The following is an 11,615-nucleotide window of genomic DNA, read 5'->3' as shown; positions in this document are numbered from 1 at the left end:
CCGGGACCGCCTGAGGTGAGAACATAAACAAGATCAAAGACTTTAAAGGCACTGATGACGGTGATGAGAACACAGACAATCAGTACGTTGCGTAGCTCTGGCAATGTGACGTTGAAGAAGCTGAGGATCGGGCCAGCGCCGTCCAGTTTGGCAGCCTCATAAAGCTCCCGCGGGATGCCCTGCATGGCCGCGAGCAGGATAATCATCATAAAACCAGTGTACTGCCAGAAGCCCACGAAGATGATGGCGTAAAGGGCGATGTCCGGATCGCCCAGCCAACCGCGCATGGGTGTTGACCAACCCATGTTGAAGAACAGCTCTTCAATCATGCCCGTGTTGGGGTCAAACACCAGCCGCCATAACAGACCGATCGCAATAGTGGAGATGACGATGGGCATGAAGATGATCGCGCTGATCACGCTCTTCCCGCGTTTGATGCCGCGATCCAGAATGGCGGCCAACAGCAAGCCTACGCCAATCTGTAAAATGATGCCCGTGATTGCGATGATGATGTTGTTTTCAAATGCAATCCAGAACACTTCGTCCTGCACAATCTCAATGTAATGCGAGAAACCAACAAACTGTTTGGTGGGTGACGTGAGACCGAATTTGTAAAGCGAGTAAACGAGTGTCTGGATAAACGGCACGAGGATGAACAAGGCGAACAGGCTGAGGGCCGGTAACACCATGATCCATCCGAAAATAGACCTCGTGCCGAAGATGGAGGATGGAGTGGCGCGGCGGGCCGCGCTCTCCTGTTCCAAAAGTACTGTCATGCGTTAAGACTCTGCTGAAAGCGTGGAGGGGTTAGCCCTGTTGCTCTTTTGCCTTTTGAGCGCGCGCACGGATTTCACCCATGGCTTGCTCGGGAGTCTTGGTTTCATTCAGCACTTCCTGAATGATGCTGAGGTAATGCTCAGAAACGGACTTCTCCAATCCCACATCCAGAATAAGCACCAGACCGGCATAACTGCCTGCATCCTTGGCGATTTTGCGGAAGATCGGTGTGCCGTCTTCTTCACCCATGTGAGAGGCGTTGACGGGCAGGCGACCAAAGTCACGTGCGCGTTTGGCCTGTGTTTCACCGGAGACGAGGAAGTTCACGAAGGCCGAAGCTGCATCCAGATTCTTCGTTCTGGCAGAGATTTGATAGCCTTCCAGCAGGGCGAAGTTATAGTCCTGATTGCCTTTTCCGTTTTCTGCTGCCGGGAAGCGGGCCAGATCATAACCGCCTTCAAGACCTTCACTGTCAAACGTACCCGGACACCAGTTGCCGCAATAGATCATGGCCGCCTGACCCGCCGCAAACAGGCTGCGTGAAGCATCTGCCGTGGTAGCGTTTGGTGCTTTGTTGAAGCAACCAGCCTGACTGAGATCTACGAGTGTTTGCAGTGCTTCCACATAACCTTGATCAGAGAACAGTTCAGAGGCTTCACCTTGCAACGCATAGTCTTTTGCCACTTGCTCTTCGCCGACAATCTTCTGGTTCAGCGTGGAGATGTAGTGCACGCCTTTCCACTTTTCTGCGTTGCCCAGTGAGATAGGAGACATGCGCGGGTTGATGTCGCGGATTGCCTTACAGGAGGCTTTCAGCTCACCAAGTGTGCTTGGAACGCTGAGGTTGTTATCTGCAAAGAAGCTGGTGTTGTAGAACATATACTTGGTGATCAGGTGAGTTGGCACACCGTGGATTTTGCCGCCAACCGTGAAGGCATCAAACATGCCCGGCGCAATCTTCTCTCCCCACATACCCGGCTTTGCGCCAATCTCGGTCAAGTCAGCGGTTAAGCCGTTGCGCGAGAGAACGGCAGCGTCCTCGCCGGACCAGTTGAAGAAGATGTCTGGCCCCGCATCAGACGCCAGCGCCACTTGCAGGCCTGTCTTGTAAGCATCACTGGGAAATGTCTCGTAATTGATCTTGATGCCCGGATGCGCCTCCTCAAAGGTGGCGATCACCTCTTCCCAATGTTTGTTGACCGCATCAGAGGAGCTGGTCAGATTCCAGAGCTTGAGTTCTGTCTCAGCACTGGCCAATGAAAATGATGAACACGCAAAAAATGAAGCCGCTGCCGCGAGCCGAATGAGTTTCATAATATCCCCCCAGACTGGCAGGTTCTCCCCCATCGAGACCCTGCGTCATGCTGGAAGTTTTCCTTTAGTTGATACCGTTGTCAACTAATTTCAATATTTTCAACTTTGCTGCAAAGCGGCATATTTACTCTGCACAGATCCTATGTCTTCTGAAACAAAAACACTTTCTTGCTCTGTGATGCTTGTGAAAAAATCAGCTTAGGCGCACTACGGAATCACGCAGGATTACGTCACAGGAAACAGTCATTTTGCGAGATGAGGATGAAATCCCATTGTTGAGCCGTGTCAGCATCATCTCAACAAGACGTGACGCAATCAAATCATGCGGCTGAGCAATTGCGGTGATGCTTGGGGTTAGTAAGCGGAAGAAATACGGATCGTCATAGCTGACCAGAGACAGGTCTTTCGCAACCTGGAGCCCCTGCTCTTTCATGGCTTCCAGCACACCCATGGTCATCTCGTAGTTGACGGAGAACAGAGCGGTCGGTGGTTCGTCCAATGCCATCAATTGCTGAAGTGCGAAGTAACCATCTGACAGGCGCCATGATCCTTCGCAGATGTATTCATCGCGCACCTGCAGGCCAGCTTCTTCCATGGCATCACAAAAGCCCTGATAGCGGCCACGTGAGGAGGACTGAAGATCACTGGCCTTGATGATCGCAATGCGCTCATGCCCCATCTCGATCATATGCTGCACGGCTCGTTTGGAGGCTTCGCGGTTGTTCACCAGCACCCTGTCGATATCAATGCCGGTGGCTTCATCGTTGAACAGGACGATCGGTTTTTGCAGGGAGCGAAGCTGATCCAGCGAGATGGTGTTGTTGAAGGTACCGCTCATCACCACACCGTCAAACTTGCGGGCTGTCATGATGGACATGAGATTATCCAGCTCGCCCGGTTCGTTCTTCAGATGATAGGTGGTGACCTGATAGCCGTGATCGAAGAACTGGGTGATGGCATTGGAGAGAACCTGCGTGTGGAACTCGTCAAACCCGTCCATCACGACTGCAACGGTTTTGGTCACATCGGTCTTCATGGCCTGCGCAAAGGTGTTGGTCTGGTAACCCAGTTCCTTGATCGCCTCGCGGATGCGCATCTCGTTGGTCTTGCGAACCTCACGCCCATTGATGAAACGGGACACCGTGCCAACGGCCACACCAGCACGCTCGGCCACGTCTACAATGGTGGCTGCCTGACGGTCGTCTCTCGTTTCGCTCATCCGGTCCTCATGAAGTCCTGCTGCAAGCACCGGAGAGTGCATGAGTTTGCTACCCAGCACAACCACCCTGTGTATCAAGAGGTCTCAACCGCAAAATGACCGTCTACCCAAAACTCCTGCTTGAACACATGGGTGTAATTAAACTATACTGTGATACTCATATTTAAATTGCTGGCGGAGTGAGATGCCGCCAGAGGCACGGAAGAGGCGCTACCCATGGATGTTGGGGCAAATGATGTTTATCTGGAACGCCAACCAGAAAGACTGGTTCTGGAAGGCTATCGTCGGTGGTCTTCCGGCTTTGAAACCGGTTCCATCGCGCCGTGGGAAATGGCTTGGGATCTCTATAGCGAAGCGCTTGGACATCAGGATGCCGGAGTCGCTCTGGCAAGTCTCTCTCAATATGTGCGCACACTGAAACGTTGTGCTGCCTGCCCGCTTCGATGCTACCCATATGATTCTCAGCATCTGTGTGTCGAAGAATGCCTGACTATGGGGCTGATCGCGGGGCTTCAGCACGATACGGACACAGCCAAGTTCTGCCTGCAACATATCACTTGCCCTCAGCGTTGTGAGGAAGTTGAACAAGCCGCCGCAAACTTTGCTGAGACCCTCAAAAACCTCGGCCAGGTCATGCTGCCAGTGCCATCACATGTGCTGACGGATATAGTGAAAAAGGGTTCTGGTGGTATCGCTCATTAGACTGATGGGCTGAGCTTTTCAAAAGCTGGACGATGATCAGAATCGTCTAAATACGATTTGCTATTGAATGAGGACGCTCTGTTTCAGATGCGTCCTTTTTGTATTTTGAGCCTGTCTGGCATTTCAACTTTCTTCACCCAACTTACCCTTATGATATTTCACAGCTTTCCTTCTAGGTGCACTGCGATAAATCAGGGGTTGTGCACAGCTGGGATTTACAAGCGGAAAATCCTGTTTCTAAAATTGGTCTGACGTCTGATGGCAGACAAAATGAAACGAACATCTGTGCGGAGCCCAACTTGCCAAGCCCATCCAATAATAAAATTCGGCCAATCAAGACCGAGGACAGAAGCGATGCGATCCTGCAATCGCTGACAGACTTCATCGTGGAGGAAGGCTTGCAGCCCGGTGACAGACTGCCCACGGAACGAGAGCTGATGAACGGCCTGAAAGTTGGCCGATCGTCCATTCGTGAGGTGATCCGTCATTTGCAGGCATTGGGTATCGTCGAGATCCGTCGTGGGTCAGGGACATATCTGAAACGTCCACTTTCAGAGAAAACCGTTTACTTGCCACTGTCCATCGCCACCAAACGGGATGGCCTGTTGCAGACGCTGGAAGTGCGCCGGGCGTTGGAGGTGGAGGCCTCCATTCTAGCGGCGCAGCGAGCAACGCCCGACGAGATCGAAGAGATGCGCACCAAGCTGGAGCACATGGAAGCGGTCCATCACCTTAATGGCACTGCAGGCCCTGAGGACCTTGAATTTCACCTCTCCATCTATCGTGCAGCAGGAAATCCGTTGTTTGAGCAGCTGTTGCAGCAGATGCGGGAGTCTTTTGAGAGCTTTTTTGAGATGCCGTTCGATCGCAAGGATTTTGCCGGACGGTCTTTTCCATTTCACCGACAATTATTTGACGCCATCGCCAGTGGAGACACGGAGAAGGCCCGCAAACATACTTTGGAAATTTTGAGTGTGGTTGAAGAAGATATTGTGCAGATGGCACAGGAAACGGACTTAGTATGATCGATCTGTGGGGGGAGGACACAGCAACAGTTGTCGCGCATGATGAAGCATCTTTTGCGGATGCGGTGGTGCCGCCGATTTTCCAGAACTCGCTTTTCACCTTCTCCTCCTATCAGGAGATGTGTGACACCTTTGCGGGCAAGATCAACCGTCCGGTTTACACCCGAGGCATCAACCCAACTGTGCGTGCGTTTGAGGAGAAAATCGCCAAGTTGGAGAGCTCTGAAGATGCTCTCGCGCTTTCCAGCGGAATGGCTGCTATTTCGTCGGCTGTGCTGTCGGTTGTAAAGCCTGGTGACCGGATCCTTTCCGTCAAACATGTTTATCCGGATACCTTCCGCTTCTTCGAGATTTTCCTACGCAAGTTCGGTGTCAGTGTCGACTATATCGACGGCAGCAATCTGGCGACGGTTGAAGCTGCCCTACCCGGCCATACCCTGTTTTATCTGGAAAGCCCGACCAGCTGGATTATGGAGGCCCATGACGTGAAGGCATTGTGTGAGCGTGCCAAAGAGGCGGGTGTTACCACAATCATCGACAACAGCTGGGCTTCGCCGATCTTCCAAAACCCGATCAAACTGGGCTGCGATATCGTAGTGCATTCTGCTTCCAAGTACATCAGCGGCCATAGTGATGTGGTGGCTGGTGTGATCGCCACGTCCGCAGAGCGCGTTGTGCAGATCCGTGGCGAAGTGACCCAGTATCTGGGCAGCAAGTTGTCGCCGTTTGAGGCGTGGCTGCTGCTGCGCGGCTTGCGGACCTTGCCGCTACGCATGAAAGCCCATGAGCAGGCAGGCATGGAGATCGCCAAGAGACTGGCGGAACATCCTGCGGTTAAAACGGTTTTCCATCCGGCGTTCCAAAACAAGGCCCACCCGGGGCTGCGTGGAACTTCCGGTCTCTTTTCCATCGAGCTGGCTGAAAATGTCAGTGTCGAAGCGCTTTGTAACCACCTGAAAATTTTCAAAATCGGTGTGAGTTGGGGCGGGCATGAAAGCCTGATTTGCCCTGCACAGGCCTCTCTTATTCAGTCGGGAGGACCGAACTCAACCGCATTCTTTGGCGTGTCACCGCACGTCGTTCGCCTGAATGTCGGCCTTGAAGACCCTGAGGATCTCTGGGGGGACCTCCAAGAAGCGTTGGGAGCCGCATCAGAATAACATTGCTAGAGGAGAGGCAATTATGAGTTTGAAGAAGTTATTGGCCGCAAGTCTTGTGGCAACAGCTATTGCAGGTCCGGCAGTTGCTGAAACCAACCTACAGCTGGTGGAAGTGATCACGAGCCCGGAACGTACCAAGGTCTTGCAGGGCATCGTTTCGGAGTTTGAAGCGGAAAATCCGGGCACCAAAGTTGAAATTATCTCGTTGCCATGGGGGCAGGCATTCGAGAAATTCGCGACCATGGTTTCTGCTGGCCAGACACCGGATGTGGTTGAAATGCCAGATACATGGGCTGCGCTTTACGCCAATAACGGCGCTCTGGAAAGCCTCGAGCCTTACCTCACAAGCTGGGATGGCACAGACAAGCTGAATGCCCGCACCATTGAGATGGCCCGCAGTGGCACCGGCACCGCTTACATGCTGCCTTACGGCTTCTATCTGCGTGCTATGTTTTACAACAAGAAGCTCTTCAAGGAAGCTGGTGTTGAGAAGCCGCCGGTGACATTGGATGATTTCCGTGATGCGGCTGAAAAAGTTTCTGCACTGCCAGGCAAATACGGCTTCTGTCTGCGCGGCGGGTCCGGTGGCCTGAATGGCTGGGCGGTGTTTGGTGCAACAACCGCTGGCACTGATCAGTTCTTTGACGAAGAAGGCAACAGCATCATGTCCACCGAGGCGTGGATCAAAGGTGCGCAGTTCATGGTCGATCTTTATCAGGATGGCCTTGCACCAAAAGACAGCCTGAACTGGGGCTTCAATGAAATCGTAGCGGGCTTCTACTCCGGCACCTGCGCCATGTTGGATCAGGATCCAGATGCGCTGATTGGTATTGCGCAGCGCATGGACCCGAACGACTTTGGCGTAACCACCATGCCAAAAGGACCAAATGGCAAAGCCTACCCAACCATCGGATACGCAGGCTGGTCCATGTTCTCCGACAGTGAGCACAAAGACGCCTCGTGGAAGCTGATCGCGAAGCTGCAGAGCCGTGATGCGAACCTTGAGTGGTCAAAGCGTGTTGGCACTCTGCCAATCTACAAGGATGCTGAGAGCGATCCGCATTACAACACCCCGCAGTTTGCTGGTTGGTTTGAAGAACTGTCCGATCCGGACGTCCACCCCCTGACCATGCCAACTCACCTTGAAGAGTTTGCGTTCTTCAAAGACTCCATGTCCATCCGCACCAGTCAGGAAGCTCTTCTGGGCCGCAAATCTGCGGAAGAGCTGGGCAAAGAGTGGGGGGATTATCTCTCTGCAGCACAGAAAAAGTGGCTGGCTAAACAGTGATGACAGCTGCCACAGACCTTGGAGCACACCCTGCCAATCGGCAGGGTGTGACCTCCCGCAGATTCCTATCCCGACTTGAGCCCTACTTTTACGCCAGCCCAGCCATTGTGCTGTTGGTGACGGTGATGATGGTGCCGCTGGTGGTTGGCCTGACGTATACGGTCAGAGACATCCGCATTCTCAACCCGTTCAGCGGCGGCTATGTGGGTTTTGCGCATTTTGAAGCGGTCTGGCACGACCAGAACTTCCACAATGCGCTTTTCAATACCTTCTGGTGGACAGTTACGTCGCTGTTCTTTCAATTCTTTCTGGGTTTGACGCTCGCTCTCTTGCTCAATCGCACTTTTCCCGGGCGACGCATCATCCAGTCTCTTGTGTTCCTGCCATGGGCCGTGCCTGCGTTTTTGTCGGGCCTCAACTGGGCGTGGATGTTCAATCCGGTCATCAGCCCTCTACCCCATTGGCTGTTTGCGCTCGGCATCTTAAGCGAGCCGACAAATATCCTGTCGGATCCTGATCTGGCCATGTGGGGACCGATCGTCGCCAACATCTGGTTTGGCATACCGTTTTTTGCCATCACATTGCTCGCAGCACTTCAATCCATTCCAGGTGAGATTTATGAGGCGGCTTCCATTGATGGGGCGAGCCGCAGGCAGCAGTTTGTCAGCATCACGCTGCCGTTTCTTGCGCCGACCATCGCCATCACGCTGATGCTGCGCACCATCTGGATCGCCAACTTTGCTGATCTTATCATCGTTATGACCAATGGTGGTCCGGCGGATTCAACGCAGATTGTCTCCAGCTACATCTTCACGCAGGCCTTCCGCCGTCTGGACTTTGGCTATGCCTCTGCAATCGCGGCTGTTCTGCTGGTTCTGCTGTTGGCTTATGCGGTCTCTATCATCTTCATCAGACGCAGTCTGCTGCGCGAAACCTGAGGCTCTGTTATGGCATACTATGCAAAATCAAAGGGCCAACGGGTGGTGGACTGGAGTGTCCATTACGGTCTGCTCGCCTGCTTTCTGTTCTTTGCCTTGTTCCCGCTCTTTTGGCTGTTCAAGGTGGCTGTGACGCCCACCAACCTGCTCTATTCTGAAGGCATCCGCATGTGGCCCTCTGAGACCACGTGGGCGAACTTTGCGCAGGTGATGACGGATACAGACTTCCCGCAGTTCTTTATCAACTCGGCCATTGTGTCGGGCGCAACGGCTCTCATTTCCACTCTAATCGCAGCAGCAGCGGGCTACTCATTCTCCCGGTTCCAGTATCGCGGCAAGGCCATCATCATCGTACTGATGCTGATCACCCAGATGTTCCCGCTGGTGATGCTGATCGCACCGATCTTCCGCATTCTCACACCGCTGGGGCTGACCGACAGTCTGCTTGGGCTTGTGGTGGTCTACACAGCCTTCAACGTTCCGTTTGCGACTTTTCTGATGCAATCGTTTTTTGATGGCATTCCCAAAGACCTTGAAGAAGCAGCCATGATTGATGGCAATACGCGTTTCGGTGCTCTGGTGAAGATCATCTTCCCGCTCACACTGCCGGGTATCGCAGCCACGCTTGGCTTTGTGTTCACCGCAGCGTGGAGCGAGCTGCTCTTTGCGCTCATGCTGGTCAGCAGTCCGGATGCAGTCACCTTCCCGGTTGGTCTGCTTACGTTCATCTCCAAGTTTTCTGTCGATTTTGGACAGATGATGGCAGCTGGCTTCCTGGCGCTCATTCCGGCAGCAATCTTCTTCTTCCTCATCCAGCGTTATCTGGTGCAGGGCCTTACCGCCGGTGCGGTCAAAGGATAACGAGGTACTCAATGGCTTCTATTCAAATCACCGAGGCAACCAAATCCTACGGCAACACCGCAGTCCTGCATGGGATCGACCTGAACATTCAAGATGGTGAGTTCATTGTGCTGGTAGGCCCATCCGGCTGCGGAAAATCCACTTTGCTGCGCATGATTGCGGGACTGGAGGAAGTGACGTCTGGATCAATCTCCATCAACGAGCGGATCATCAACGATCTACCGCCGCGTGATCGGGATATCGCCATGGTGTTCCAGTCCTATGCGCTCTATCCGCATATGAGCGTGGAAGAGAACATCAGCTATGCGATGACCCTTCGCAAATCGCCAAAGGAGAAGATCGCCAGTGCTGTGAACGGGGTCTCCAACATCCTCGGCCTGAATGGTCTGTTGGAACGCCGTCCAAAAGCACTCTCCGGTGGTCAGCGCCAACGTGTTGCTATGGGCCGTGCGATTGTGCGCGATCCGCAGGCGTTTTTGTTTGATGAGCCGCTCTCCAATCTGGATGCGCGCTTGCGCGAGCAGATGCGTTCAGAAATCCGCAAGCTGCATCGCAAGCTGAAAGCGACGTCCATCTACGTGACCCATGACCAGATTGAAGCCATGACCATGGCCGACAGAATCGTGGCCATGCATGATGGATATATTCAACAAGTAGGCACACCGCTGGAGATCTATGACAAGCCAGCCAATGTTTTTGTGGCGTCCTTCATCGGATCTCCAGCCATGAACTTCATCAAAGGCACAGCTCGTGCATCTGGTGATGGTTACCACCTGCAGACCGATGAAAACCATCAGGTTGTTCTGCCGGAAAGTGCGGGTTTGAAGGATCAGATGGATCTTATTCTGGGCGTGCGGCCAGAGCATTTGATGATCACGGAGGAAGGCCCGGCCACTCTGCCTGCAACGGTCGATCTGATTGAGCCTATGGGCCTTTCCACGCTGGTTCATGTGCGTATCGGAAAGGACAGCCTTAAAATCTTCACACTCGAACGGCCTGATATTGCAGAAGGCACACAAGTTCATGTGACCTACCAAAAAGAAAAGCTGCATATGTTTGATGCTCGGACAGAAATGCGGCTGGAGTCTCCCGTATAAGTTCCCCGAACTGGTTCGTTGTTTCGACAACGAACCGCCTTTCTGGACTCAGGGTTTTCACGTTCTTCTGGGGCAACCTAAACTGGTATAAACACTGCCTGATATATAACCAGTGCAGAAGGAAGTGCTCTGAATGCCGTCGATCAGTCTGGCCGTTGTTGGTTTGGGAATGGCCGCAAAACCACATCTCGAAGCGCTTGATCTGCTGAGAAATCACGTCGAGGTTGCTGGCCTTTACAACCGAACCAAAGCCAAGGCTGAGGCCGTTGCTGAAAAGTACGGCTGGACGTGTTTCGACAGCCCTGAAGAGATCGCAGGCGATCCGGAGATCGATGCCGTCCTTCTGCTGACACCGCCTGACCAACGGCATGATCTGGTGGAGCTGTTCTCCAGCGCTGGTAAGCACATCCTGACAGAAAAGCCACTGGAACGAACCTATGAGGCTGCGGCTGAACTGGTGGAGCTTTGCGATTATGCCGGCGTAAAGTACGGCGTCGTGTTTCAGCACCGGTTCCGTGAAGGGGCTAGGCAGTTGCGGGCCTTGTTAGATGAAGGCGCTCTGGGCGACATTCATCTGGTACGCGCAAACATTCCTTGGTGGCGGGATCAGGCTTACTACGATCAGGCAGGCCGCGGCACTTATGAAAGAGACGGTGGCGGTGTGCTCATCACGCAGGCGATCCATGTACTGGATCTGATGCTTAGCCTCACCGGTCCTGCCAAATCCGTTCAGGCTCTTTGTGCCACGACCGGTGCGCACAAGATGGAAGCAGAAGACTTTGCCACTGCGGGTGTTGAGTTTCACAGCGGTGCTGTTGGCTCCATCATGGCGACGACAGCGACATATCCGGATGCGAAAGAGACACTTGTGTTTGATGGCTCAAAGGCGTCTGCACATCTGGAAGGCAGCAAGCTCACCGTGACCTATCGTGATGGGTCTATCGATGTGTTTGGCGGGCGTAATGGGTCGAAGGACGGCACAGGCGGCGGGGTAAACCCTATGGCGTTTCCGTGTGACTGGCACCGGGATCTGATCGACGATTTTGCGCTCAGCATCATTGAACATCGCGACCCGAAAGTGACCGGACATGATGCCCTGATGGTCCATGCGTTGATTGAGGCAATGGAGACCTCGTCTCGCACTGGCACACGGGCAGATGTGCGGGAAGCTGAACCTTCCAAAGCCTATATCTGAGGCACTTTCTAAGCGTATAAAAAGAAAAAGAGCAGGAGG

11 protein-coding genes are annotated in these 11,615 nt (G+C 53.5%); 8 read left to right on the top strand and 3 right to left on the bottom strand.

Going from position 1 to position 11,615, the window contains the following annotated elements:
* The 3 genes from PJE062_RS17245 to PJE062_RS17235 form a co-directional block, all read right to left on the bottom strand.
* A partial coding sequence (locus PJE062_RS17245) for a carbohydrate ABC transporter permease (RefSeq protein ID WP_037037630.1) occupies positions 1 to 776 on the bottom strand: 776 nt, incomplete at its 3' end.
* Positions 777 to 807: 31 nt separating this feature from the next.
* Positions 808 to 2,091 carry an ABC transporter substrate-binding protein gene (locus PJE062_RS17240; protein ID WP_208982376.1) on the bottom strand — a complete coding sequence of 428 codons (1,284 nt, stop codon included), beginning with the start codon at positions 2,089 to 2,091 and terminating at the stop codon, positions 808 to 810.
* A gap of 193 nt (positions 2,092 to 2,284) precedes the next feature.
* The gene (locus tag PJE062_RS17235) at positions 2,285 to 3,310 is read right to left on the bottom strand and encodes a LacI family DNA-binding transcriptional regulator (protein ID WP_037037628.1); all 1,026 of its coding nucleotides are present in this window, start codon (positions 3,308 to 3,310) and stop codon (positions 2,285 to 2,287) included.
* A gap of 216 nt (positions 3,311 to 3,526) precedes the next feature.
* Here PJE062_RS17235 and PJE062_RS17230 point away from each other — a divergent pair, with 216 nt between their 5' ends.
* The 8 genes from PJE062_RS17230 to PJE062_RS17195 all read left to right on the top strand — a co-directional run bounded on the left by PJE062_RS17230 (position 3,527) and on the right by PJE062_RS17195 (position 11,576).
* Positions 3,527 to 4,012 carry a hypothetical protein gene (locus tag PJE062_RS17230; RefSeq protein ID WP_008550968.1) on the top strand — a complete coding sequence of 162 codons (486 nt, stop codon included), beginning with the start codon at positions 3,527 to 3,529 and terminating at the stop codon, positions 4,010 to 4,012.
* Between the two features lie 299 nt (positions 4,013 to 4,311).
* Entirely contained in the window at positions 4,312 to 5,037 is a 726-nt protein-coding gene (locus PJE062_RS17225; protein WP_037037626.1) for a FadR/GntR family transcriptional regulator, read from the top strand.
* Positions 5,034 to 6,197 carry a PLP-dependent transferase gene (locus PJE062_RS17220; RefSeq protein WP_008550982.1) on the top strand — a complete coding sequence of 388 codons (1,164 nt, stop codon included), beginning with the start codon at positions 5,034 to 5,036 and terminating at the stop codon, positions 6,195 to 6,197. The genes PJE062_RS17225 and PJE062_RS17220 overlap by 4 nt, the downstream gene beginning before the upstream one ends.
* A gap of 28 nt (positions 6,198 to 6,225) precedes the next feature.
* The gene (locus tag PJE062_RS17215; RefSeq protein WP_037037625.1) at positions 6,226 to 7,485 is read left to right on the top strand and encodes a sugar ABC transporter substrate-binding protein; all 1,260 of its coding nucleotides are present in this window, start codon (positions 6,226 to 6,228) and stop codon (positions 7,483 to 7,485) included.
* A complete protein-coding gene (locus tag PJE062_RS17210; protein WP_037037491.1) occupies positions 7,485 to 8,423 on the top strand; it encodes a carbohydrate ABC transporter permease in 939 nt (312 codons plus the stop codon). Before PJE062_RS17215 ends, PJE062_RS17210 begins: the two co-directional genes overlap by 1 nt.
* A 9-nt stretch (positions 8,424 to 8,432) precedes the next feature.
* Positions 8,433 to 9,284: a carbohydrate ABC transporter permease gene (locus PJE062_RS17205; RefSeq protein ID WP_008551133.1), complete on the top strand. Its 852-nt coding sequence runs from the start codon at positions 8,433 to 8,435 to the stop codon at positions 9,282 to 9,284.
* An 11-nt stretch (positions 9,285 to 9,295) separates the two neighbouring features.
* Positions 9,296 to 10,381 (top strand): ABC transporter ATP-binding protein, encoded by a 1,086-nt coding sequence (locus PJE062_RS17200; RefSeq protein ID WP_008551086.1) that lies wholly within the window; start codon positions 9,296 to 9,298, stop codon positions 10,379 to 10,381.
* 133 nt (positions 10,382 to 10,514) lie between these two features.
* On the top strand, positions 10,515 to 11,576 hold the full coding sequence (locus PJE062_RS17195; protein ID WP_008550807.1) for a Gfo/Idh/MocA family protein: 1,062 nt from the start codon (positions 10,515 to 10,517) through the stop codon (positions 11,574 to 11,576).
* Positions 11,577 to 11,615 lie beyond the last annotated feature (39 nt).

This window comes from Pseudovibrio sp. JE062 (assembly GCF_000156235.1).
Taxonomy (GTDB): domain Bacteria; phylum Pseudomonadota; class Alphaproteobacteria; order Rhizobiales; family Stappiaceae; genus Pseudovibrio.
This window is presented reverse-complemented; position numbering and strand designations above follow the sequence as displayed.

Bases quoted from the DNA above. Each gene is read 5' to 3' on its own strand.
- PJE062_RS17230 (WP_008550968.1), top strand. From the start codon at position 3,527: ATGGATGTTGGGGCAAATGATGTTTATCTGGAACGCCAACCAGAAAGA.
- PJE062_RS17205 (WP_008551133.1), top strand. From the start codon at position 8,433: ATGGCATACTATGCAAAATCAAAGGGCCAACGGGTGGTGGACTGGAGT.
- PJE062_RS17195 (WP_008550807.1), top strand. From the start codon at position 10,515: ATGCCGTCGATCAGTCTGGCCGTTGTTGGTTTGGGAATGGCCGCAAAA.
- PJE062_RS17210 (WP_037037491.1), top strand. From the start codon at position 7,485: ATGACAGCTGCCACAGACCTTGGAGCACACCCTGCCAATCGGCAGGGT.
- PJE062_RS17240 (WP_208982376.1), bottom strand. From the start codon at position 2,091: ATGAAACTCATTCGGCTCGCGGCAGCGGCTTCATTTTTTGCGTGTTCA.
- PJE062_RS17220 (WP_008550982.1), top strand. From the start codon at position 5,034: ATGATCGATCTGTGGGGGGAGGACACAGCAACAGTTGTCGCGCATGAT.
- PJE062_RS17235 (WP_037037628.1), bottom strand. From the start codon at position 3,310: ATGAGCGAAACGAGAGACGACCGTCAGGCAGCCACCATTGTAGACGTG.
- PJE062_RS17200 (WP_008551086.1), top strand. From the start codon at position 9,296: ATGGCTTCTATTCAAATCACCGAGGCAACCAAATCCTACGGCAACACC.